General features: G+C 62.3%; 23 protein-coding genes. 14 read left to right on the plus strand and 9 right to left on the minus strand.

Features of this window, described 5'->3' with window-relative positions; genetic code table 11:
* Positions 1-267 precede the first annotated feature (267 nt).
* The 5 genes from JO965_RS20795 to JO965_RS20815 form a co-directional block, all read right to left on the minus strand.
* A complete protein-coding gene (locus tag JO965_RS20795) occupies positions 268-1,668 on the minus strand; it encodes a chromosome partitioning protein ParA (protein WP_203440903.1) in 1,401 nt (466 codons plus the stop codon).
* Positions 1,669-1,879: 211 nt separating this feature from the next.
* Positions 1,880-3,232, minus strand: a complete 1,353-nt coding sequence (glcF, locus tag JO965_RS20800) for a glycolate oxidase subunit GlcF (RefSeq protein ID WP_203440904.1) — start codon at positions 3,230-3,232, stop codon at positions 1,880-1,882.
* Positions 3,233-3,241: 9 nt separating this feature from the next.
* Positions 3,242-3,859, minus strand: coding sequence for a DUF2585 family protein (locus JO965_RS20805; RefSeq protein ID WP_203440905.1), 618 nt, complete (start codon positions 3,857-3,859; stop codon positions 3,242-3,244).
* 1 nt (position 3,860) lies between these two features.
* Positions 3,861-5,057 (minus strand): glycolate oxidase subunit GlcE, encoded by a 1,197-nt coding sequence (gene glcE / locus JO965_RS20810; RefSeq protein ID WP_246776637.1) that lies wholly within the window; start codon positions 5,055-5,057, stop codon positions 3,861-3,863.
* Positions 5,054-6,487, minus strand: a complete 1,434-nt coding sequence (locus JO965_RS20815; protein WP_203440906.1) for an FAD-linked oxidase C-terminal domain-containing protein — start codon at positions 6,485-6,487, stop codon at positions 5,054-5,056. Before JO965_RS20815 ends, glcE begins: the two co-directional genes overlap by 4 nt.
* A 135-nt stretch (positions 6,488-6,622) precedes the next feature.
* Between JO965_RS20815 and JO965_RS20820 the strand changes: the two genes are divergently transcribed.
* The 8 genes from JO965_RS20820 (at position 6,623) to bfr (ending at position 12,237) form a co-directional block, all read left to right on the plus strand.
* Positions 6,623-7,012 carry a cytochrome c family protein gene (locus JO965_RS20820; RefSeq protein ID WP_203440907.1) on the plus strand — a complete coding sequence of 130 codons (390 nt, stop codon included), beginning with the start codon at positions 6,623-6,625 and terminating at the stop codon, positions 7,010-7,012.
* Positions 7,009-7,806 (plus strand): (Fe-S)-binding protein, encoded by a 798-nt coding sequence (locus tag JO965_RS20825; protein WP_203440908.1) that lies wholly within the window; start codon positions 7,009-7,011, stop codon positions 7,804-7,806. Before JO965_RS20820 ends, JO965_RS20825 begins: the two co-directional genes overlap by 4 nt.
* Positions 7,807-7,815: 9 nt before the next feature.
* A complete protein-coding gene (locus JO965_RS20830; RefSeq protein ID WP_203440909.1) occupies positions 7,816-9,249 on the plus strand; it encodes a LutB/LldF family L-lactate oxidation iron-sulfur protein in 1,434 nt (477 codons plus the stop codon).
* Entirely contained in the window at positions 9,246-9,917 is a 672-nt protein-coding gene (locus tag JO965_RS20835) for a lactate utilization protein (RefSeq protein ID WP_203440910.1), read from the plus strand. The genes JO965_RS20830 and JO965_RS20835 overlap by 4 nt, the downstream gene beginning before the upstream one ends.
* A 57-nt stretch (positions 9,918-9,974) precedes the next feature.
* A complete protein-coding gene (locus JO965_RS20840; protein WP_203440911.1) occupies positions 9,975-10,550 on the plus strand; it encodes a hypothetical protein in 576 nt (191 codons plus the stop codon).
* Between the two features lie 72 nt (positions 10,551-10,622).
* Entirely contained in the window at positions 10,623-11,192 is a 570-nt protein-coding gene (locus JO965_RS20845; protein ID WP_203440912.1) for a putative glycolipid-binding domain-containing protein, read from the plus strand.
* Positions 11,193-11,409: 217 nt separating this feature from the next.
* Positions 11,410-11,667 (plus strand): bacterioferritin-associated ferredoxin, encoded by a 258-nt coding sequence (locus JO965_RS20850; RefSeq protein ID WP_203440913.1) that lies wholly within the window; start codon positions 11,410-11,412, stop codon positions 11,665-11,667.
* Between the two features lie 81 nt (positions 11,668-11,748).
* Positions 11,749-12,237 carry a bacterioferritin gene (gene bfr, locus JO965_RS20855; protein WP_203440914.1) on the plus strand — a complete coding sequence of 163 codons (489 nt, stop codon included), beginning with the start codon at positions 11,749-11,751 and terminating at the stop codon, positions 12,235-12,237.
* 178 nt (positions 12,238-12,415) lie between these two features.
* Here the strand turns inward: bfr and JO965_RS20860 are convergent, their stop codons facing one another.
* The 3 genes from JO965_RS20860 to JO965_RS20870 form a co-directional block, all read right to left on the minus strand.
* Positions 12,416-15,139 carry a bifunctional acetate--CoA ligase family protein/GNAT family N-acetyltransferase gene (locus JO965_RS20860; protein ID WP_203440915.1) on the minus strand — a complete coding sequence of 908 codons (2,724 nt, stop codon included), beginning with the start codon at positions 15,137-15,139 and terminating at the stop codon, positions 12,416-12,418.
* Positions 15,140-15,211: 72 nt separating this feature from the next.
* Positions 15,212-15,670: a GNAT family N-acetyltransferase gene (locus JO965_RS20865; RefSeq protein ID WP_203440916.1), complete on the minus strand. Its 459-nt coding sequence runs from the start codon at positions 15,668-15,670 to the stop codon at positions 15,212-15,214.
* Positions 15,670-18,330 carry a PAS domain-containing protein gene (locus JO965_RS20870; protein ID WP_246776638.1) on the minus strand — a complete coding sequence of 887 codons (2,661 nt, stop codon included), beginning with the start codon at positions 18,328-18,330 and terminating at the stop codon, positions 15,670-15,672. Before JO965_RS20870 ends, JO965_RS20865 begins: the two co-directional genes overlap by 1 nt.
* A 200-nt stretch (positions 18,331-18,530) precedes the next feature.
* Here JO965_RS20870 and JO965_RS20875 point away from each other — a divergent pair, with 200 nt between their 5' ends.
* From JO965_RS20875 to JO965_RS20890, 4 genes are all read left to right on the plus strand, one after another.
* On the plus strand, positions 18,531-18,911 hold the full coding sequence (locus JO965_RS20875; RefSeq protein WP_203440917.1) for a phasin: 381 nt from the start codon (positions 18,531-18,533) through the stop codon (positions 18,909-18,911).
* A gap of 34 nt (positions 18,912-18,945) precedes the next feature.
* Positions 18,946-19,431, plus strand: coding sequence for a phasin family protein (locus tag JO965_RS20880; protein ID WP_203440918.1), 486 nt, complete (start codon positions 18,946-18,948; stop codon positions 19,429-19,431).
* 62 nt (positions 19,432-19,493) lie between these two features.
* The gene (locus JO965_RS20885; RefSeq protein WP_203440919.1) at positions 19,494-19,931 is read left to right on the plus strand and encodes an NUDIX hydrolase; all 438 of its coding nucleotides are present in this window, start codon (positions 19,494-19,496) and stop codon (positions 19,929-19,931) included.
* A gap of 294 nt (positions 19,932-20,225) precedes the next feature.
* A complete protein-coding gene (locus tag JO965_RS20890) occupies positions 20,226-20,933 on the plus strand; it encodes an outer membrane protein (protein WP_203440920.1) in 708 nt (235 codons plus the stop codon).
* Positions 20,934-21,011: 78 nt separating this feature from the next.
* On the opposite strand, the gene JO965_RS20895 is transcribed toward JO965_RS20890, so the two are convergent.
* Entirely contained in the window at positions 21,012-21,239 is a 228-nt protein-coding gene (locus tag JO965_RS20895; protein ID WP_203440921.1) for a hypothetical protein, read from the minus strand.
* Positions 21,240-21,469: 230 nt separating this feature from the next.
* Between JO965_RS20895 and JO965_RS20900 the strand changes: the two genes are divergently transcribed.
* A complete protein-coding gene (locus tag JO965_RS20900) occupies positions 21,470-21,643 on the plus strand; it encodes a hypothetical protein (RefSeq protein WP_203440922.1) in 174 nt (57 codons plus the stop codon).
* A gap of 182 nt (positions 21,644-21,825) precedes the next feature.
* Positions 21,826-22,137, plus strand: a complete 312-nt coding sequence (locus tag JO965_RS20905) for a hypothetical protein (protein ID WP_203440923.1) — start codon at positions 21,826-21,828, stop codon at positions 22,135-22,137.
* Positions 22,138-22,148 lie beyond the last annotated feature (11 nt).

Consider the following 22,148-nt stretch of genomic DNA (forward strand, 5'->3'; position numbering starts at 1 on the left):
GCACCGTGCTTGTACGTGGATCCCCTTCCCTCGCTTCGCTTGGCCTAAGGATGACAACTACGACGTCATGGCCGGCCTTATGCCGGCCATCCCGATGCTGTGAAGCACAGTGCCTTTCGGATCGAGATCACCGGCACGAGGCCGGTGATGACGAGGGAGGGAGAGTGCTGACGATACGATCAAACACGGCGCTCCCACAGTGCTCCGTGAACGCCCTCTCCAAAGAAAAAAGCCCCGCAACTCTGCGGGGCTTTGGAGGTATCTTGCTTACTCCGCGTCCGGCGATTTCAACGGCCGGACATTGGTCTCGATCTCATCCTCGTCGAAGAGCATCGGGTCCTCTTCCTGCGTGTCGAGACGGGTCTTCTTGCGCAGCGCCACGTATTTCTTCTGGATCTTGGTGCGGCTTTCGCGGGCGATCTCAAGCGCGCCCTGCACGAGGGAGCGCTCGGCCTTCTCGTTCTGCAGTTCTTCGGTGAGGCGGCGGTTGGCGGATTCGAGCGTGCTGCGCTCCTGGTCGAAGCGCTTGGTGAGCTGGTCGATGCGCTCGGAGAGGCTGGCGAGCTTGTTGTCGGAGCTTTCGATCTGGAAGTCCTTGGCCGCGATGGCCTTGTTGAGCATCTCGACGCGCTCCTGCAGCTCGATGCGCGAGCGCTGGAGCTCGTTGACCATGGCCACCTGACGCTCGACCTCCTGCTGGGTCGCCTCCAGGCGGCGGTCGAGGGTGTTCTTCTCGATGGTCGTCTCTTTGAGATTGCGCTCGACGCCGCGCAGGGCCTCGTTCTTGTCGCGCAACTGGTCGCGGGTATGGGCCAGGATCTTGTCCGTGGCGGAGAGGCGGGAATTGAGGCCCTCGATCTTCATGTCGAGTGCCGAGAGATCGGTCTGGTGGGCCGAGCGCTCGGAATCGATCTGGGTTTCCAGGCGCTGGCGCAGCACCTGCTCGGCCATGAGCTTGGTCTCGAGTTCGGAGGCGCGCTGGCGCGTGGACTCGAGCTGGGTCTCCAGCTCGCCATAACGGTTGGTCAGGCTGGAGAGGCGATAGTTCTGCTCCTCCGCCACCTTCTGCAGGCGCTTGACCTCGTGATCGAGCAGGCCATTGCGCTCACGGGTCTCGATGAGCTCCCGCTCGGCGCGGGCCACGGTCTGGTCGGCCTCCTGGGCTTCGAGACGCAGGGCCTGGTTCTCTTCCGTGATGTTGCGGGCGCGCTCGGTCTCGATGGCGAGCTGGTTCTCGAGGTCGCCAACGATGGCCTCCTTGTCCTTCACGTTGAGGCGCAGGTCCTCGATGAAGGAATCCTGCTCGCGGACCTTGGTCTCGGCCTTGCGTAGCTGGGACACGGCGGAGTTCAGGTCGTCCGACGTGCGGGCATGAAGGTTGTTGAGGTCGCCGAGCTCCCGGCGCAGGGCGATGGTCGTCTCGGTTTCCTGCTTGAGCACCGCCTCGGTTTCGAGAAGGCGCGACTGAAGCTGGGGATAGCTGCGGATGAGGTCGTTCACCGGCTCGTTGAGGAGGGCGAAATCCTCCTTGAGGCTGCGAATCTCCTCCAGCCGGTCGATCATGTTGGCGAAGCGGACACGGATCAGCTCGTTCTTCTGGCCGACGGAATCGAGCGCGCCATTGGGGCGGACGACGATCGTCTCGCTCTTCTCCACAGGCGCGGCCACGGGCATGGCCGTAGCTACAGGGCCAGCGGAAACCTGAGGGAGGCCCTCAGAATCAGCCTCATCCTGCTTCTTGCCAAAACGGTTTCTGAAAGACGTCCAACCCGAAGACATGTGCCGGCCCTTACGCCCCTGAAATTTACACTTTCCTAACTTTTAGCTCAGAAGGGCTCAGTTTGGAAATAAAATTTCGTTGCGTAAGAGTGTAGCAGCCTCACTCTGCTGCGATGGTTAACGGCTGACCGCGCTTCTGAAACCCTGCCGCCTCCAAGGTTTCCGGCATGGGGCCACCAGTCGCCCAATCGAGAAGCTCGACCGTATGGACGATGGGAATGTCGGTCCCCTTCCCGATCTGGGTCATGCAGCCGATATTGCCGGTGGCGATGAGGTCGGGCCTGGTGCGCTCGATATTGGCGACCTTGCGCGCCCTGAGTTGCACGGCGATCTCGGGCTGGAGCAAGTTGTAAGTGCCGGCCGAGCCGCAGCAGATATGCCCTTCCGGCACATCCTTCACGGTAAAGCCCGCCCGCTTCAGCAACGTCTTCGGCTCGGTGCGGATCGCCTGTCCGTGCTGCATGGAGCAGGCGGAATGATAGGCCACCACCAGATCCGTCTCGCGCACCGGCTCCATGAGGGTCAGGGACGTGACGTATTCGGTGATGTCCTTGGCGATCGCGGAGACACGGGCCGCCTTCTCGGCATAGTCCGGGTCTTCCCGGAACATGAAGCCGTAATCCTTGATCGTCGTACCGCAGCCCGACGCCGTGATGATGATGGCGTCTAACCCCTCTCCGTCCATCTCGGCGATCCAGGCATCGATATTGCGCTTGGCGAAGCCGTGGGCCTCCTCATCGCGGCCCATGTGGTGGACGAGCGCGCCGCAGCACCCCTCCCCTTTGGGCTGGACCACGTCAACGCCGTGGCGGTTGAGGAGGCGGATAGCGGCCTCGTTGAAGCCGGGTTTGAGCACCGGCTGGGCGCAGCCGGACAGGATGGCGACCCGGCCCCGACGCTCTCCACGCGCCTTGAAAGTGCCGGGCTGGTCGAAGGGCGAGCGGGCCGGGACCTTCACCGGCGCCAGATCGATCATCGCCTGCAGGCGGGTACCGAGAAGCGGCAGCGCGCCGATCACGCCCTTGAGGGGCTTGGCCAGCATCGCCGCGCCGAGCGCGAAGCGGAAGCGGGCCGGATAGGGCAGAACGCTCGCCAGCACCCAGCGCAGGAGCCGGTCATGCCAGGGCCGCGTATAGGTGGCCTCGATATAGGCGCGGGCGTGATCGACCAGATGCATGTAATGCACGCCGGACGGACAGGTCGTCATGCAGGACAGGCACGAGAGGCAGCGGTCGATATGCTTCACCACCTCCGGCGACGCTGGCTTCCCGCTCTCCAGCATGTCCTTCATCAGGTAGATGCGTCCGCGCGGGGAATCGAGCTCGTCGCCGAGAAGCAGGTAAGTCGGGCATGTGGCGGTACAGAAACCGCAATGAACGCAGGTCCGGAGAATCTTCTCCGAACTTGCCATGGCGGGATCTCTGAGCTGATCGGGCGTGAAATTGGTTTGCATTGTTTTATCTCACATCGCCCCTTGCCATTGATTAATGGCCTCAACGGGATGGATCAGCATGATGATGTTCAGGATCAGGTTGTCGCGGATCCAGAACCCGACGAACGCTTCCATGACCGCCGCTGCCAGAACCGTCAGCCAGACCGGCCAGAACCGCGCCAGCACGAAGCCGGCGATCATGGCAACAATGTCCGAAACCGAGTTGATGACGCTGTCGCCATAATAATCGAGAGCGATGTTCGTTGCACGATAGCGCTCGATGACCGCGTCGGTGTTCTCGGCGATTTCCCACGTCGCCTCGAGCCCGATGGCGAGCAGGAGGGCAAGGCCGAACGGAAGTGCCTTTCCGCGCAGGATACCGATCGCCCAGGCTCCGCAATAGAACAGGAACCCGTGGATGATGTGGGAGGGCGTGTACCAGTCGGTCAGATGCTGCGAATTGCCGGAATCCTTCACGATCCCATGCCACAGCTCGATCGTGCCGCATTTGCAGATCGGCGTGCGGCCCATCACCAGAAGGATCGCGGCAGCGAGCGCAATGAGCCCCAGCGCAAGCCCGACGATGAGCGCCGTCCGCGAGCCGCTCGAGGTCTTTGCCTCCGGCGCGAGAGAAGCCGTACCTGCCATCTCAGATTCCCGCATACATCCGGCCCGGATTGAGAATTCCGGCGGGATCGAAGGAGGCCTTGATGCCGCGCGTGATGGTCATCAGCGCCTCGGATTGCGGCTCGAACACATCGAGAATGGAGCGGGTCTCGGCCGGCGCACGCACGAGGGTGGCGTGGCCGCCGAAGGTTCTGGTCGCTTCGCGCAGGACGGAGGCACCCGCATCGTCGTCGATCGGTGTCGAGATCCAGACGAGCCCGCCGCCCCAATCATAGAACCATTGTGCATCGAGAGATTGCGCGACCTGGGCAACGAAATCGGGGCCTTTTGTCGGGGTGGTGGAGACACGCCAGATCGCGCGATTGCCCTGATCGGTCAGCAGCGTCGCATCGCGCACCGATTGCCAGAGCGCCTCGGCCCCGACACCTTCGAGAATGTCCATGAAGCGGAAGCGTTTCAGCAGGCGCTTGAGTTCGTTCACGCGGTAATCGACGGAAACCCTGAAACCTTCGAGCCGGATCAGCGTATTCCCACCTTTCCGGTCGCGGTCCGGAACATGCGCAGCGCCCGTCACGTCGAAGGGCGATCCGAGCGCCATCGACAGGGCCTCGATAGCCTGCTTGTCGTCGAGCCCGCGAATGACGAGGGTCGCCATGCGCTCCTGTTTGGGCAGCACCTTGAAGGTGACCTCGGTGAGAAAACCCAACGTGCCCCAGGAGCCTGCCATGAGCTTCACGAGATCGAGGCCTGTGACGTTCTTCATCACACGGCCACCGGACTTCACCACCTCGCCGCGTCCGTTGACGAAGCGCACCCCGATCAGACTATCGCGGGCGGCACCCGCCATGATGCGGCGCGGACCGGAAATGTTCATGGCCGCGACCGCCCCGATGGTCGGCTCACCCTTGGTGCCAAGAACGGCGCGGTAATCCATGGGCTCGAACGGCAGTTCCTGCCCCTTCGCGGCCAACACGCGCATGACCTCCAGCACCGGCGTGCCGCTGCGGGCGGAGATCACCAGTTCCGCCGGTTCGTAGAGCGTGATGCCGGTCATGGCCGACGACGAGATCGAGGCATCGGTCTGGTTCGGACGCCCCATCGTCGCCTTGGTGCCGTTTCCGGATACGTTCAGAAGCGTGCCTCTATCGGCAGCCTCGCGGATGATGATGGAAGCGTCCTGCTCGTCGCGGGGGGTATGGCAAGGGGAATCGACGATCACGCGGCGAGCCTTCCTTCGAGCGGAAATACCTTTGCGGGGTTGAGCAGCCAGAGCGGGTCGAACACGCCGCGCACACGCATCTGCTGTTCCAGATCCGTGGCGTTGAACTGATGGGTCATGAGATCACGCTTCTCGATGCCGACGCCATGCTCGCCGGTCAGGCAGCCGCCGACCTCGACGCAGAGCTTGAGGATATCCTCGCCCGCCTTCTCGGCCTTCTCCATCTCGCCCGGCACGTTGGTGTTGAACATGACGAGCGGATGCAGATTGCCGTCGCCGGCGTGGAACACGTTGGCGACGCCGAGCCCGTAGGATTTCACGATCTCGTCGATACGATTGAGCACGTAAGGCAATTGGCCGGTCGGGATCGTGCCGTCCATGCAGATGTAATCGGCAACGCGGCCAGTCGCACCGAAGGCCGACTTGCGGCCCTTCCAGATCGCGGCGCTCTCGGCCTCGGATTGCGAGACCTTCATGGTCTTCGGCTTGAACGGCTCGGCAATGGCGACGATGCGGCGGAGCATGTCGTCGATCTCCGCATCCGAGCCCTCGACCTCGACGATCAGCATGGCCTCCACGTCGAGCGGATAGCCCGCATGGGCAAAGGCCTCGCAGATCTGGATTGCGGGCTTGTCCATGTATTCGAGAGCCACCGGAATGATGCCTGCCCCGATGATCGCCGCCACGCAGGCGCCGGCATCCTCCACCGAGCTGAAACCGAACAAAGCCGGCCGCGCGCCTTCAGCCGCACGCAGGATCCGCACCACCGCTTCCGTCACGACGCCGAGCTGGCCTTCCGAGCCGCAGACGAGCCCGAGGAGATCGTAGCCCGCCGCATCCAGATGCTCGCCGCCGATCTCCACCACCGTACCGTCGAGGAGCACCATGGTGACGCCCAGAAGATTGTTGGTGGTCACGCCGTATTTCAGGCAATGGGCGCCACCCGAATTCATGGCGATGTTGCCGGCAATCGTGCAGGCGAGCTGGCTCGACGGATCGGGGGCGTAGAAGAAGCCCTCATAAGAGACAGCCTGGCTGATGCCGAGATTGGTGATGCCCGATTGAACGCGCGCCGTACGACCCTCGAAATCGATGGCGAGCACCCGGTTCATCTTGGCGACGCCGAGCACGATGGCATCTTCCTGTGGAATGGCCCCGCCGCAGAGCGAGGTTCCCGCCCCGCGCGGCACCACCTTTACGCCATTCTCGTGGCAGAAGCGCATGATGGCCGAGACCTCCTCCGTCGTGGAAGGCAGCACCACGGCCAGCGGCATCTGGCGATAGGCGGTCAGGCCATCGGTCTCGAAGGCCCGGCGCTCATCCTCGGACACGATCAGGGCCTCTGACGCGACAAGGCGTCCCAAACCCTCGACGATGTCCTTCCGGCGCGCCAAAACCGCTTCGTCCGGTTTCGGAAATGCAATGGTCATGACACCCTCCCTGGGGAATCATCGCTGCGTTCAAGGTATGGCTACCTTAACAATAAGGCGGCTTTTCCTGATGGCGTTTTCTAATAATGTAGAACCTCTCTAAGATGGGACAGGTGTCCAGCAAAGGAGTTTTTCATGCGTTCCTTCGTTCTTTCCGCCGCCCTGCTTCTCGCGGGGCTCGGGTCTGCCCAGGCTCAGGACGCAGCTGCCGGCGAGAAGGTGTTTGCGCAATGCCGGGCCTGCCACCAAACCGGAGAAAACGCGAAGAATGCCGTGGGTCCGGTTCTGAACGGCCTCTTCGGCCGCCATTCGGGGTCGATCGAGGGCTATAATTATTCTCCCGCCAACAAGAACTCCGGCATCACCTGGGATGAGGCGACCTTCAGGGAATATATCAAGGATCCGAAGGCCAAGATTCCAGGCACCAAGATGATCTATGCCGGCCTCAAGGACGAGCAGCGGGTCAACGACCTCGTCGCCTATCTGAAGCAGTTCGACGCCTCGGGCAAGAAGGCGACCCAATGAGCGACCTGCCCTCCCAAGGCCGGCCCGGCAAGCCCCGGGTCGGCCTTTTCGTCACTTGCCTCGTCGATCTGATGCGCCCGTCCGTGGGCTTTGCGGCCGTCAAACTCCTGGAGGATGCCGGCTGCATCGTCGATGCTCCCGTCCAGACCTGCTGCGGCCAGCCGGCCTACAATTCGGGTGACCGGGGGACGACGCGGGACCTGGCGATGCAGGTGATCGAGGCCTTCCACGGCTATGACTACGTGGTCGCTCCCTCCGGCTCCTGCGCCGGCACGATCAAGACCCATTACCCGGAATTGTTCGAGGAAGACCCGAACTGGCGTGCCAAGGCCGATGCGCTCGCCGTCAAGACCTATGAGCTGACGAGCTTCCTGGTTGACGTGCTCGGGGTCACCAAGGTCGACGCCTCCTTCGACGGCGCGGTGACCTATCACGATTCCTGCTCGGGCTTGCGCGAACTCGGCGTGAAGACCCAGCCGCGCCGGCTTCTCGCCAGCGTCGAGGGCCTGACCCTCGTCGAGATGAAGGACAGCGATGTCTGCTGCGGCTTCGGCGGCACTTTTGCCGTCAAATACAGCGATATCTCCGGCGCCATCGTCGATGCCAAGGCCAAGAACATCGAGGAGGCCCACGCCCCGACCCTGCTGGCGGGCGATCTCGGCTGCCTCATGAACATGGCGGGCAAGCTCACCCGCGACGGCAAGCCGATCCAGGTGCGCCACGTGGCGGAGGTTCTGGCCGGCATGACCGACGAGCCGCCGATCGGTGTCGCCAAAGCTGAAACCGTCAAGTAAAACTCACCTATGACCGTTCATTCCACATCTCCCCAGTTCAAGCAGAATGCCGCGCGGGCGCTGAACGACAATCAGCTGCAGAAGGCGCTGGGCAACGTGAAGCAGGGCTTCATCGACAAGCGCAAGGCGGCGGCCGACAAGTTGCCGGAATTCGAGGCGTTGCGGGATGCGGCACGGGACATCAAGAACCACACGCTGGAGCATCTCGACCTCTACCTCGAAGCTTACGAGGAAAAGGTGCAAGCCTCCGGCGGGCACGTGCATTTCGCCCGCAATGCGGACGAGGCCCGCGACATCATTCTGACCATCTGCCGCGAGGCTGGTGCCAAGACGGTAACCAAGGGCAAGTCCATGATCTCCGAGGAGATCGGGATCAACCATCACCTGGAAGCGAACGGCATCCGGCCGGTCGAGACGGATCTCGGCGAATACATCATTCAGCTCCGCAACGAGCTCCCGAGCCACATCATCGCGCCCGCCGTCCATCTCAACGCAAGCCAAGTGGAAGAGGACTTCCGGCGCGTCCACACCCATCTCGACGCGAAGCGCGATCTCTCGGAGCCCGTGCAGCTGCTGACGGAAGCACGTGCGGTGCTGCGCGAGCGTTTTCTCGCGGCCGATGTGGGCATTACCGGCGCCAATTTCCTCATCGCCGAGACCGGTACCTCGATCATCGTCACCAACGAGGGCAACGGCGATCTGACCCAGATCCTGCCGAAGACGCATATCGTGCTCGCCTCGCTGGAAAAGCTCGTGCCGACCCTGGAGGATGTCAGCCAGCTCCTGCGCGTGCTCGCCCGCTCGGCGACCGGCCAGGAGATGTCGGTCTACACCACCTTCTCCACCGGCCCCCGCCGCAGCGCGGATGCGGACGGGCCGGAGAACTATCACGTGGTTCTCATCGACAATGGGCGTTCCTCCATGCTCGGCACGAGCTTCGAGGAGATGCTGCGCTGCATCCGCTGCGGCGCCTGCATGAACCATTGCCCGGTCTATCACGCGGTCGGCGGACACGCCTATGGCTGGGTCTATCCCGGCCCCATGGGCGCTGTGCTCACGCCCTCCCTCATCGGCGTCGACAAGGCGGGGCATCTCCCCAACGCCTCCACCTTCTGCGGGCGCTGCGAGAGCGTATGCCCGGTGCGGATTCCGCTGCCCAAGCTCATGCGCCACTGGCGCGAGCGGGAATTCGAACGGCACCTGACGCCGGCGACCGTGCGCTCGGGCCTGAAATTCTGGGGCTTCTTCGCCAAGCGCCCTGCCCTCTACCGGCTCGCGACCCGCGCCGCCATGGGCGCGCTGGCTCTTGCGGGCCGCCAGCGCGGACGCTTCTCATGGCTGCCGATGGCCAAGGGCTGGACCAAGTACCGTGATTTCCCCGCCCCGCAGGGCGAGACATTCCAGCAGCGTTGGAAACGCGAGCGCAAGGGAGCCCGCGCATGAGCGCCCGCGACGAGATTTTCGCCAACATTCGCCGGTCGCTCGGCGTCAAAGGCAGCGAGAAAATCCGCCAGCAGATCGTGGCGGATCGTTTGGAACGCGCCCCCAAGGGCGTGATCCCCAAGCGCGGACAGGTTTCGGGCGAGGAGCGGATCGCGCTCTTCAAGACCATGGTCGAAACCGCGCTTGCCACGGTGACGGAGGTCGCCTCTCCGGCGGAGGTGCCGCAATCCATCGCCCTCTTCCTGCGCAACCACAATCTGCCCGCGACTCTGCGCATGGGCGACGATCCGCGCCTCAAGGCCATGCCCTGGTCGGACACGACTCTCGAAATCGCCCATGGCCCAAGCCAGGGCAGCGACCTCAATGCCGTGAGCCACGCCTTCGGCGGCATTGCCGAATCCGGCACGCTGGCAATGGTGTCGGGCCATGAGAACCCCTCGACCCTCAACTTCCTGCCCGACAACCACATCATCGTGGTCTCGGCCAAGGACATCGCCGGCGATTACGAATCCGTCTGGAGTCAGGTCCGCTTCGCCTATGGCAAGGGCACCATGCCGCGCACGGTGAACTGGATCACCGGCCCGTCCCGTTCCGGCGATATCGAACAGACCCTGCTCCTCGGCGCCCATGGGCCAAGGCGGCTGCATGTGATCGTCGTGTGCGACTGAGCACGGAAATATTTGAAACGTTGATACATAACTCTCCTCAAGATCGAGGAGAGTACGATGGTTTATCTATACTGGCTGGGGGCATTCATCGTCGTCACGCCGCTTATTCTCGGCCTTCCATTCTTAAGCCAGAACGGACTTTATCGTGTTGCAACCCTTTTTGCGGGCATGAATACCGGAATTATTACCCTCTCCCATTTCATCAACTTGCTGAGATATGGCTCAGGCCCAACCTACGTGGATGAGCTACATGCATACTTCATCCACATATTTCCAGGAATCTACATCGCCTCTTTGATAGTTGGGTCAACACTTGTCTTCAGATATTATCTGAATGCATCAACCCGATCCGGGACCATCCTCAGCACACTTGGAAGCCTACTAGGAAGCTATGTGCTATCGATAGCTGTCATACGATTGTTGGAGATATTTTTTATAACCATAGAAGATGGCTTTCCATCCCTCGATCATTTGCATGATATATTGAGTTATTTCATATCTTTTCTAGTAAACCCTGGTTTGTCTTCTGCAGCCTTGTTTTTTGTGTCTGCGCTTATCGCGTTGAATGGAACGGCCGCAGCCATGCGCGTAGCTGACGGAGCCGTGTCTCCAACGGGGGAGGAGACGGAATAGCGGGTGCCATAGCTCGGATGTCTTCTCGTATGCAGAATAACGTTCCCTGTTGTGATGATTTGGAGCCTCGATATGTCCATCCCGACCCTCATCTTCCGCGCCATCCGCTGGTCGGCCTGGGACGGCTGGGAGGAGGGGCTGGAGCACGTAGACGTGCGCCCGGCCGATGGCGGGCTCGATCTTTCCGGCGTCGTGATTGCCCGGGAGGGTGAAATCGAGTTCGGCCTCTCCTATCGCCTCAAGCTGGATGCCCTGTGGCATACGAAGGAGGTTCTCTTGAGAACGACCTCCGGCCACGCGCTGCATCTGGAGAGCGATGGTCGGGGGCATTGGCGGGAGAATGGCAAGGACCAGCCGGGGCTTCAGGGCTGCATCGATATCGACATCCAGGCGACGCCGCTTACGAACACGCTCCCGATCCGGCGTCTTGGCCTGGAGACCGGCGAGAGCATGGACATCCGCCTCTGCTATATCGAGGTACCCGGATTGACCGTCGCGCCTGCCAACCAGCGCTATACGGCCCTTGAGGCAGGCTCGCTTTATCGATTCGAGAGCCTGGAGAGCGGCTTCACCGCCGACCTTCCCGTGGATGAGGACGGATTCGTTCTCGATTACCCCGAATTGTTCAAGCGCCTCGGCTAGAGCATCTGATCGATCCCTCAAGCGGCGCATCGTTCGGCGCGAAAAACCAGAGCCACTTTTCACTGACGCGGCCCTTACGGGTCCGCACGATGCGCTTAAGTGTTACAGCTTAACCGTGACATCTGGGCACACGGAATAGTACTGGCGCCCGGCTCTCTTTTCCGGTAAGTCTTTGATATCTAATATAGTTTTTAGTAATTCTAAACTAGAACAACAAATGATCGTCTGTTCCTGCAACATCCTCTCCGACGGTGATGTCAAAGCGTGCCTTAAGCCGGGACCGGAATGTCCCCGCACTCCGGCGCAGGTCTATCGCTGTCTCGGCTGCAGCCCCAATTGCGGGCGCTGCGCACGGACGATCCGTGCCATCATGGACCAAGCGCTCGTCGATGCGGGCGTGGAACCCATTGCCGCCTGCAACCGAGGTTGCTGTCCGACCGTCCTCGAAAAAGTGGCGGCTGAACCCACTCTTTAAAAAAAGTGCCTTTTGCCCTAGTTCATAAATCCTCTAAAGAAGGAGCCGGCGCATCCGGCGTCGAATGGACGAGAGGGTAGGATGAAGGGCGATCCCAAGGTCATCGAGTATCTCAATCGCGGCCTGCGCAGCGAGCTGACGGCGGTCAACCAATACTGGCTGCATTATCGGGTCCTGGACGATTGGGGATACAAGGAGCTTGCGAAAACCTGGCGCAAGGAATCCATCGAGGAGATGCACCACGCCGATCGCTTCATCGCGCGCATCATCTTCCTTGAAGGCTTCGCCAACCTGCAGGTGCTCGATCCCCTGCGCATCGGCCAGACCGTCCAGGAAATCCTCGAATCCGATCTCGCGGCGGAATACGACGCCCGCAACCTCTATGGCGAAGCTGCGGCATATTGCGAAAGCGTCGGCGACCGCGTCTCGAAGAACCTGTTCGAGGATCTGATGAAGGACGAGGAGGGTCATATCGACTTCCTCGAGACCCAGCTCACCCTCGTCGAGCAGGTCGGCATCGAGCTCTATGCCCAGAAGCATATCGGCGGGCTCGAAGACGACCACGATTAAGATTTGCTCTGTGGAACTAACCTCATCCTGAGGAGGTCGTGGAGCGACCGTCTCGAAGGAGGTTCCAGAGTGCACTGAAGACGCCCCACCCTTCGAGACGGACTGCTCACGCGATCCTCCTCAGGATGAGGCTTCTGGAGATAATAAAGGCACGCTTTCATGGCGTGCCTTTTGTGTTTCACGCCGATTGCGCCAGCTTCCCCGGCTCCTCGATGGAGGCAATCGGGAGAGTGACGAGGCGCAGCTCCGGATCGTCCGGATCGATCTTGATCGAGAAGCCGAGGCTGCGGCACATGTCGAGCATGGTAGAATTCTCGCGCAGGACCTGACCCTCGATCTCGCGTAGGCCTTCCGCCTTCGCCCATTCGATCATCAGCCGCATCAGCTCCCAGCCAAGGCCGAGCCCCTTGAGGTCGGAGCGGAGCAGAATGCCATATTCGCCGGTCTCGTGGTTCGCATCCGCGTGGAGACGGACCGCCCCCATCATCTCGCCCGTGTCTTCGTCGAAGGCGACGAAGGCGATGGCGCGGGCGTAATCGAGCTGCGTCAGGCGGGCGAGGAAAGTGTGGCTGAAGTCGCGCACCGGAGCGAAGAAGCGAAGGCGTAAGTCCTCCGGCGTGATCTTCTCGAAGAAGCGCCGGAACTCCTCCTCGTCCTCGGGCCGCACGGGCCGCACGAAGGCCATCCGCCCGTTGCGCAGCGTGATCGTCCGCTCCCATTCCTTCGGGTACGGTCGCACGGCAAAGCGCGGATGGCCGCTCCCTTTTCGGATTTCAGGCGCGACCGCCACCCGGGCATCGACCGCGATCACGCCGGTCTGGTCGGCCAGAAGCGGATTGATGTCGAGTTCGCGGATCTCAGGGATATCGGCCGCCATCTGCGCCAGCTTCACGAGCGTCAGCGCAATCGCGAACTCATCGGCGGCCGGGACGTCGCGATACGCCTTCAGGCGACGTGATACGCGGGTGCGGGCGATGAGATCGTTCGCAAGCTTGAGATCGAGGGGCGGAAGGGCCAGCGCCTTGTCGTTGATGACCTCCACTGCCGTGCCGCCGCGCCCGAACAGCACGACGGGACCGAAGGACGGATCGTCCGCCAGGCCGACGATGAGCTCGCGGGCCTTGGCCCGCCGCACCATCGGCTGAACGGTCACGCCGGTCACGTGCGCCTGTGGCTTCAGGCGGGCGGCACGCTCGAAGATCTCGGCCGCGGCCTTGCGCACCACCTCCTCTGTCGTCAGATCGAGCTTCACACCGCCGATGTCGGATTTGTGCACGATATCGGGCGAGAGCACTTTGACAGCGACTGTACCACCCTCGGCAATGATCGGACGAGCGGCCTCCGCCGCTTCCTCCGGCGTGATCGCGAGAGTCACTGGAGCAGTCGGGATGTCATAGGCCCGCAGCAACGCATTGACCTCAAGCGGATCGAGCCAGCGGCGATTCTGAGCCAGAACATGCGCGACGACAGACCGGGCCGCCTCTGTGTCGGGCACGAAGTCGTGAGGCAGGTTGTCCGGCGTCTCCATCAGCTGGTCCTGCGCCTCACGGTAGCGCACGAGTTGCATGAAGCCGCGCACCGCATCGGCCTCGGTGGCAAAATGCGGGATCCGCGCCTCCTCGAAGACGCGGGCCGAGTCCGGATCCTCGCCGATCCATGCGGCGAAGACCGGCTTCTGGCGATAGCCCCTGGCGCGGTCGCGCTTGATCACGTCCACGACGGCAGAAGCCACGTCCGAGGCACCGGCAATCGCCGTCGGCACGTTGAGGATGAGGATGGCATCGTTCTCCGGGTCGGCCAGTAGCGCCTCGAGAGCCCCCGCGTAGCGGGCCGGCTCCGCATCACCGATGATGTCGATCGGATTCCCATGGGACCAGGTCGGCGGCAGGATGGCGTTGAGGATTTCCCGTGTCTTGTCCGACAGGGGAGCGAGCGTCCCGCCGAGATCGATCAGCCGGTCGACGGCAAGAACGCCGACACCACCTCCATTGGTCAGAACTGCCAGTCGATTGCCAGGGAAAGGCTTTTGCCGCCCGAGCGTCTCGGCCGCAGCGAAAAGCTGGTCGAGATCGAGCACGCGCAGCAGACCGGCCCGACGGAAGGCGGCATCATAGACCGCGTCCGACCCGGCGAGCGCGCCGGTATGGGTCGCTGCTGCTCTTGCGCCTTGTGCATGCCGTCCCGCCTTGATGACCACCACCGGTTTCACGCGGGCGGCGGCGCGGGCCGCCGACATGAATTTTTGGGCGTTGTCGATGGACTCGATGTAAAGCAGGATCGCGCGGGTGCCGCTGTCGGCGGAGAAGAAATCCAGGCAGTCGCTGAAATCCACGTCGATCTTGTCGCCCAAGGACACGATGGCGGAAAATCCCACCTGCCGCTGTGCCGCCCATTCCACGAGACCCGCCGCCACCGCCCCGGACTGAGACACGAGCGCCAGATCGCCGGGCTTGGCGCTGTGGGCCGCAAAGCTCGCATTCATCTTGGCGCGCGGCGCCAGCACGCCGATGCAGTTGGGGCCGACGATGCGCAGGCCATGGGCGCGCGCGGCAAGTCTGACCTGATCGCCCAGAGAGCCCGCACCATAGCCCATGCCGGCCGTCGCCACGATGGCGGCGCATACCCCCACGCTCCCCGCCTCCTCGATCACGCCAAGCACGCGCTCAGGCGGCACCGCGACGACGATGAGATCGGGCGTTTCGGGAAGCTGAGACAGGGACGGGAAACAGGGCCTTCCCTCGACCTCAATGTGATGCGGATTGACGGCAAAAAGGTCTCCCTCGAAGCCGCCTGCGATGAGATTGCGCAGAAAGGTCAGGCCGAGGGAACCGGGACGCGGGCTAGCGCCAACCACCGCGATGGAACGGGGAGCGAGCAGCTTGTCGAGGCGATAGGTAGACATGGCGATCCTTCGTCTCGTGGAGCCTTACAAGGCAGAACCTATTGCAACGTCTCATAACCGCAATAGGCGCCGTCATGTCGATTGATCGCGCACCCAGCGATAATGGACGTCCGGCATGCGCTCTTCATTGCCGGAACCATCGGTCGTGGCGATCAGCCGGAAGCCCTGCCGCTCGTAGAAGCGGCGCGCCTGCGCATTGTCCTGGAACGTCCAGAGATTCAGTTCAGATCGCTCTTTTCTGACGGCTGACAAGAGAGCGTGCCCCACACCCCGGCTGTGCCAGGCCGGATCGACATAAAGGTGGTCGAGCCAATCGAGCCTTGCCCCGGCAAAGCCGACCAGCTGCCCCTCGGTCTCCGCAATCCAGACCTCCGACGTCGGAAAGACGTGTTCCTGAAAGAAGGCCAGGTCCTCATCTGGCGTGTGCAGATCGGGCAGATAAGGCAGACAGGTTCTGCGCACATGGCGGTTCAGACGCGCGACAATCGGCATGTCCGACAGGAACGCTCGACGCAGGGTGAAGCGGGTCACTATTCCGCCAGAACTCGTGTCGGCGGGAAGATCACCTCGACCAGCGTTCCCTCGCTCGGTTGACTGGCGATCTGCAGCGCGCCGCGGTTCGCCTCGACGAGCGCCTTGGTCAGCGGTAACCCGAGCCCCGTGCCGCCGCGCTTGCGCGAGGTGGCGAGCTGGCGGAATGGTTCGAGAGCGGCCTCCACCTCCTCCGGCGTCATGCCGATGCCGGTATCGCGCACCCGGAACGCCACCTCGCCCCGGTCGGTCATCGCCGTGGAGACGATCACCTGCCCGCCCGCATCCGTGAACTTGATGGCATTGGAGACGAGGTTGAGCACGATCTGACGCATGGAGCGCTCATCCGCCACCACCGGGGGCAGCTTCGGCGCGAAGCTCGTGCGCATGACGATGCGGTCGCGCGCGGCCTGCGGCTGGAGCAGGGTCACGCAGGACGAAACCAGTTCGTTGAGGCTGACGCCCGTAAACGACAGTTCCAACCGGCCGGCCTCGATCTTCGCCAGATCCAGGAGATCGTTCACGAGGCTGATCACGTGGGAGCCGGAGGCGTGAACGTCCTTGAGATATTCCTTGTAGCGGTCGTTGCCGATGGCTCCGAACCGCTCCTCCAGCATGACCTCGGCAAAGCCGAGAATGGCGTTCAAGGGCGTGCGGATCTCGTGGCTGATCTTGGCCAGGAGGTCGGACTTCTGGGCGCTCGCCTCCTCGGCCGCGTGCTTGGCGCCGATCAGCTCACCCTCCGCCTTCTTGAAGACGGTGATGTCGCGAAGAACCGCGCAGAACCGGCGGTTCGGCCCGTCGCCCAGGCGGCCCATGGTCATGAAGAGCGGGATCGAGCCGCCCTGGCGTTCCCGGCCGAGCACCTCGCGCCCGTCGTTGAGCAGGCTTCTCACGCCCGGCGAGCGCAGGCTTTCGAGATAATCGAGGGCGACCATATGGCTTTCGGGTGCGAGAAGGACGGTAATCGCATCGCCCGCCACTGCCCGTTCGTCGTAGCCGAACAGCGCTTCGGCCGAGCGGTTGAGGGAGAGGATGCGCCCCGTCTCGTTGAGCACGATGACACCATCGGTCGCCGTGTCGAGGATCGCCTCCAGCTCATGGATGCGACTGTCCGGAGAGGGCGGCGGAGCATCCACCCTGGAAGCCTTGCCGATGACCATGAGATCCGCCGGTTCGCCATCCCAATCGGTGGATGAGGAGCGCACGGTGACAGCGATGTTCTCGTTCTGGCGGTTAGTGAGCGCAAGAGCGGAATCCTCACCCCCTGCCTCTCCGAGCGCCGGAGAGCCGCGGAACAGATGCACGAGACCGCCGTCGGTCCGGATCTGCTCGATATCGTCGTAGCCGGTCAGGTCGAGAAGGAAGCGGTTGGCAAACAGAATGCTCTCGCCGCGATGAACCAGGATCCCGATCGGCAGCCGGTCGAGGATGCGATCGCCATTGGCCGGGCCGGCTGGCGGCGGAAGAGACGGTGCCGCTTCGGCAACAGGTTCCAGTTCCTCGGAGGCCGCTTCCTCAGGACTAGGCGCGTCCTCCTCCAGGCGCGCTCCGAGCGCGCGAGCGATCTCCCGAAAGGCATTGCGCTCCGCATTGGAGAGTCCCGATGTCTGAGTCGGCTTCTCGGCCGGGCGGTCCCGTTCGATGGGCTCCGGCTCGGGCGGATTGGTGCTGGCAAGCGCTTGGGCCACCTGGTCGCGAAGGTTCGAGAACCAAGTTTCCTCCTCCGACGGCGCGGGCTCAGCCGCCGGCTCCTCCGACGGTATTTCCTCGGGCGGACGGAACGGGAGCGTCTCGTCGTTGACCAGACTTTGCGCAATCAGATCGGCTGCGGCGTCCGGGATCTCCCGTTCCTGAACGGCATCCATGCGCAGGAGGCCGAAGCCCCGGAAGCCGATGAGTTGCCGCCCCGGACCGAAGACCGGCATGCCGGCCCAATCGACGGGGACCTGCTGGCGCGAATTGTCGATGCTCCAGAGGACCGTGCGACCGCTCCAGGTCTCGCAACGGGCAAACAGAGCCGCGACGGCTCCATCCGGATCCTCGACGACCGAACCGGACACCTCCTCCCAGGTCTGCCCGACGATATCGCCGGCCATGGCTCCGACAGTCTGGGCGAGATCGGGCGATACATCGGTGAAACGTGTTTCCGCATCCGTGTGCCAGATGAACCGGATCGGGCCAGGACGCCTTTCCGACTGAGGAGCGGCTTCGGTATGCGTGACAGTCTCAGGGCTCGTCGGCTCAGCCCGCGGTACCCTGCGCGAGAGAGAGGATGCCTTGGGTACGGCCCCGAGGAAAGCCGTGACCAGAACCGTCTCGCCGTTCTCCAGGGATGCTAGGCGACAGACGGTTGCGACCGGCAGCCAGGGGCGGGTCGGATCAAGCCTCAGGCGCTCCTGCCGGATGCCATGTCGGGGCGCCAGCCCTCTGGCCAACGCCTTGATACGATCACGCGCCCTGAAGCCCGAGGTTACCCGGCCGGCTTCATCGGTGAAGGCGTTCCGCAATCCCTCGGCGGCCGGCGATGTCCAGAGCAGCCTCTCTCCTGCCTGATCCCAGACGAGCACGCCCGCCCCAGGACCGGCCAGAAGGCTCAAGTCCGGTTCGGCGGCAAGCCGCGCGATCAGCGCTTCAATTGGATCGGGACCACCCGTCATCAACGGCCCTTGCTGTGAACTGCCTCAGAGTCACCTCTTGGAGAGGTTCTAGACTAATATCTGCGGCCAAGCATGCAAGGCGGGACACTTGAATCCTTTTACTTTGAGGTAACCTTAATAGGCGAGGCATAGGGAGTTGATTTTGCGGCGCACAATGTGATATTGCACTGCACAAATGCCTTAACGACAAGGAGCACCCCATGGCGACGAACCCGACCCAAGGTTACGAGATTCCCCCGGAGATGCGCGATTTCGCCGAAAAGAGCGTCGAGCAGGCCCGCAAGGCCATCGATGGCTTCATGAACGCCGCCCAGAAGACGGCGGATACGTTCGAAGGCTCGGCGAATACCGTCCAGGCCAGCGCCAAGGACGCCGCCCGCAAGACCTTCTCCTATACCGAGCAGAACCTCTCTGCTGCCTTCGACCTTGCCCAGAAGATGGTGCGCGCCAAGGACATGCAGGAGGCCATGCAGATCCAGGCCGAGTTCGTCCGGACTCAGTTCGAGGCTATGCAGACCCAGATGAAGGAATTCGGCTCCCTGGCCCAGTCGGCCATGAAGCAGCCGGGATCCAAGAAGTAATCTCCTTCTCCCTAAAACCTGCGAGGACGTCACGATGGCGGAAGTGAAGAAGCCCAGAGCCAAGAGTACAGTGAAGAGCGTGCAGAAGGCCGACGATCTGGTCGAGATGGCAGCAGTCTCGGCAGCCGAGATCGTCGAAGCCGTTGTGGAGGCGAAGCCCGCATCCCTTCCCACGATTGCCACGACTCCCCTTGAGGCAGGAGCCATCTTCTCTTCCGCCAAGAAGCAGGGTGACGTCTTCCGTCAGGCCGTGAGCGAGGCTGTGGCCGCATCGGCCAAGGGCGCCCTTGAGGTGAACGACAAAATCATCGACGCGGTGAACACGCAGCGCGATGTGGCTCTCGATCTTTGGCGCTCGGCGATCAGCCCTTCCCCCCTGCCAGAGGCCTTCAAGGCTCAGAGCCAAGCAACGCGCCAGGCCTACGAGACGGCGTCCGCCCAGTGGAAGGACATCGCCGAGACCACGGCGCTCTGGTTCACCAAGAGCCTCGAGCCGCTGCAATCGACGCTTCGCCGCTAACTCCGCTGTTCGTCAGCATCATCATGCGTTAAGGCTCGGCCCTTCCAGGCCGGGCCTTTTTCATGTCGCCTTCACCAATTCCCGCCGTCATCGCCGTCGTCATCCGTGACAACCGGACACTGCTCGTGCGGCGTGCCAATCCGCCCGATGCCGGGCTGTGGGGTTTTCCCGGCGGCAAGATCGAGTTCGGCGAGACGGTCAAGGAGGCAGCGGCCCGAGAACTTCTTGAAGAGACCGCTGTCCATGCGGAAGCCCAAGGCATCATCACCACGCTCGATATTCTGGTGCGGGATGCAGGTGGTGACATTCAGCAGCATTACATCCTGATCGCCGTGCAATGTCGGTGGATTTCAGGCGAGCCGATCGCTGGCGATGATGCTCTCGAAGCGCGTTGGCTTCCTATTTCGGAACTCGATCCGAACACGTTGGCCATGAGTGCGGATGTCGATGTGATTGCCCGACGCGCTCTGGCCTCGGCTTCGAACCTGAGCGACATCTGAACACAGCACGAGACGACAAAAAGGCCTCGCCCCGAAAAAGGGCGACGCCAAGTTTTGTCTCTTGCTTTGAGGCCTCACGGCCGAACTTCACGCTGTGATCTGCACATAATCGCCGGCTATCTCAAGACGATCATCGGCAGCATGGTTGATGGGCAGTAAACATTCATAAACCGTCAATCATGTTTCGAATGGTTACGGTCGCCGATATTGCAACAATCTCTCGCGATACCTTATTAGACCCGCGACAGGCAATAAATGCCTATCTGATCTTTATGTTAAGCACGGAAAACAGTAATGCGTACCTCTGCTCTTGGACTGCTCGCTGCCACAGCGGCTCTCGCCATTGCGGCGTCGACGGCCCACGCGGCTGATCTGCCGGGCCGCTATTCTCCTGCTCCCGCCTATAATGCACTTCCGGTCTTCACCTGGACCGGCTTCTACGCCGGTCTCAATGCCGGCTACGGCTGGAATGTCGGCGACAGCCGCTTCTACGATCCTGCTTTCGGCACGGTCAAAGGTCGCCGCGGCGGCGGCTTCGTCGGCGGTGCCCAGGCTGGCTACAATTACCAATTCGGCATGTTTGTGGGCGGCCTCGAGACGGACCTTCAGTATGCTGCGGTCGGCAACAAGGGCGCTTCCTACGGCACCACCTACTACCCGGGTGACTCGGATGGCTTCTTCGGCACGATCCGCGCCCGCGCCGGCGTCGCCTTCGACCGCGCCCTCGTCTATGGCACCGGCGGCTTCGCCTATGGCGATATCGGCGGCAACCGTGGCTACGATCCGCTGCTCGGCTATCACAGCGGCGACGAGATCAACTGGGGCTGGACCCTCGGCGGCGGCGTGGAATACGCCATCACCAACAACTTCACCGCCAAGGTCGAAGGCCTCTATGTCGATCTCGACACGAAGGACAACTACGACCGTGGCGGACGCGTGAACGTGGATCGCGATGCAGAATTCGGCGTGCTGCGCGCTGGCGTGAACTACAAGTTCAACTGATCACGCAGCAGCCCGAAAAAGCTGAAGGCCCGGTGGCAGCACCGGGCCTTCTTGTATGGCTGGGGATCAACTGTCCTGTCAGGGATCGTTCATGCCCTCCGGCACCTTGAACGCATCCCTCTTTGTCTCGCTTCGCTTGAGGTCCAGCAGACGTCGCGCAGCAACGCCGCCCGGCTCGGACGAATAAAGCCTGTTGTTGAGCACCTCGATTTGCCAGCGCTGCAATTCGAGCAGGGCTTGCAAGCCCCTCACCCGAGCCTGGAGAACGAGAGCATCCTTCAAAGGGTCTGGTCCGCTGGTCGTCATGGGACCATCCCTGACAATCTTGGGATGAATCATGTCTGAACGCGTAATATGAGAGACTTAGCATTAATCGATTTTGCCGGCCAGGAACATAGTCCCTGAAACCGTCAAGCAATGTTGTTCAAGCTAGATATTATTACGTCATAAATATGTCGCCTCACCGTACCGATGCGACGGACAGGAACCTGAGGGACGATAGGCAGTTGCATCAGCATAGCTTGCTGGAGATTGTCATGCCTGAAATACGCCATGAGATGGAGGCTGAACGGATCCTCGCCACGTTGAGCGTGGCGATGCCGGATGAGCATGCCCTGATGCAGAGCCGCCACCTTCTCGCTGAAGCCTTGGAAAGAGCCGAGCAACGAGGGCGCCAGATGTCCGGACATCAGAAGGAGTCGAGCGGCTAAGGTTCTTCAGACATCTCTAACGGTGGTCGTGCGATATCTGTCGATGACGGCGAGCACCCCTCCCCTGCGACATTGACAGCGAGGAACGGTCCATGGTGAGGCACGTTCCTTCCCCGTGTGCGATAGGACACATCGGGAAGGCCTCGGGCGTGGTGATCTCCGAGCGTTGGGAGAATCGGTCAATGCGCTCCTCTTTGCTTGCAATCATGTTCGGCGCCCTCGGTGCCCTTGCTGCCGGCTCGGCTGCTCTGGCTCAGTCCGCCGATACCCGCATTGCCTCCATGCCATTCGGCGAATGCCTCTCCATCATCAACGAGGCTGCGCAGGAAGTGGACGAGGAACCTGTCAAGCTTGTCAACACAAGCGATGTGGTCACGGTTCGGATCAACGCGTCGGATGGCTTCGTTACCGTGTCCTGCGACCGCAGTGCCAATAAGATGACCTTGACCAAGAGCCCGGTGCCTGAAGCAGCCGGCATGACGGCGGCTCGCTGAAGCCGCGCTGT

Origin of the sequence: Microvirga sp. VF16 (assembly GCF_016864375.1) — a bacterium.
Classification (GTDB): Bacteria; Pseudomonadota; Alphaproteobacteria; order Rhizobiales; family Beijerinckiaceae; genus Microvirga.

What these genes read in the sequence shown, in the direction of transcription:
- JO965_RS20835 (WP_203440910.1), top strand. Translation starts at nt 9,246, where the DNA reads ATGAGCGCCCGCGACGAGATTTTCGCCAACATTCGCCGGTCGCTCGGC.
- JO965_RS20870 (WP_246776638.1), bottom strand. Translation starts at nt 18,330, where the DNA reads ATGACGGGTGGTCCCGATCCAATTGAAGCGCTGATCGCGCGGCTTGCC.
- JO965_RS20830 (WP_203440909.1), top strand. Translation starts at nt 7,816, where the DNA reads ATGACCGTTCATTCCACATCTCCCCAGTTCAAGCAGAATGCCGCGCGG.
- JO965_RS20805 (WP_203440905.1), bottom strand. Translation starts at nt 3,859, where the DNA reads ATGGCAGGTACGGCTTCTCTCGCGCCGGAGGCAAAGACCTCGAGCGGC.
- JO965_RS20885 (WP_203440919.1), top strand. Translation starts at nt 19,494, where the DNA reads ATGTCGCCTTCACCAATTCCCGCCGTCATCGCCGTCGTCATCCGTGAC.
- JO965_RS20840 (WP_203440911.1), top strand. Translation starts at nt 9,975, where the DNA reads ATGGTTTATCTATACTGGCTGGGGGCATTCATCGTCGTCACGCCGCTT.
- JO965_RS20815 (WP_203440906.1), bottom strand. Translation starts at nt 6,487, where the DNA reads ATGACCATTGCATTTCCGAAACCGGACGAAGCGGTTTTGGCGCGCCGG.
- JO965_RS20875 (WP_203440917.1), top strand. Translation starts at nt 18,531, where the DNA reads ATGGCGACGAACCCGACCCAAGGTTACGAGATTCCCCCGGAGATGCGC.
- JO965_RS20825 (WP_203440908.1), top strand. Translation starts at nt 7,009, where the DNA reads ATGAGCGACCTGCCCTCCCAAGGCCGGCCCGGCAAGCCCCGGGTCGGC.
- JO965_RS20850 (WP_203440913.1), top strand. Translation starts at nt 11,410, where the DNA reads ATGATCGTCTGTTCCTGCAACATCCTCTCCGACGGTGATGTCAAAGCG.
- JO965_RS20880 (WP_203440918.1), top strand. Translation starts at nt 18,946, where the DNA reads ATGGCGGAAGTGAAGAAGCCCAGAGCCAAGAGTACAGTGAAGAGCGTG.
- JO965_RS20860 (WP_203440915.1), bottom strand. Translation starts at nt 15,139, where the DNA reads ATGTCTACCTATCGCCTCGACAAGCTGCTCGCTCCCCGTTCCATCGCG.
- JO965_RS20890 (WP_203440920.1), top strand. Translation starts at nt 20,226, where the DNA reads ATGCGTACCTCTGCTCTTGGACTGCTCGCTGCCACAGCGGCTCTCGCC.
- JO965_RS20905 (WP_203440923.1), top strand. Translation starts at nt 21,826, where the DNA reads ATGCGCTCCTCTTTGCTTGCAATCATGTTCGGCGCCCTCGGTGCCCTT.
- JO965_RS20820 (WP_203440907.1), top strand. Translation starts at nt 6,623, where the DNA reads ATGCGTTCCTTCGTTCTTTCCGCCGCCCTGCTTCTCGCGGGGCTCGGG.
- JO965_RS20845 (WP_203440912.1), top strand. Translation starts at nt 10,623, where the DNA reads ATGTCCATCCCGACCCTCATCTTCCGCGCCATCCGCTGGTCGGCCTGG.
- JO965_RS20900 (WP_203440922.1), top strand. Translation starts at nt 21,470, where the DNA reads ATGCCTGAAATACGCCATGAGATGGAGGCTGAACGGATCCTCGCCACG.
- JO965_RS20895 (WP_203440921.1), bottom strand. Translation starts at nt 21,239, where the DNA reads ATGACGACCAGCGGACCAGACCCTTTGAAGGATGCTCTCGTTCTCCAG.
- glcF (WP_203440904.1), bottom strand. Translation starts at nt 3,232, where the DNA reads ATGCAAACCAATTTCACGCCCGATCAGCTCAGAGATCCCGCCATGGCA.
- bfr (WP_203440914.1), top strand. Translation starts at nt 11,749, where the DNA reads ATGAAGGGCGATCCCAAGGTCATCGAGTATCTCAATCGCGGCCTGCGC.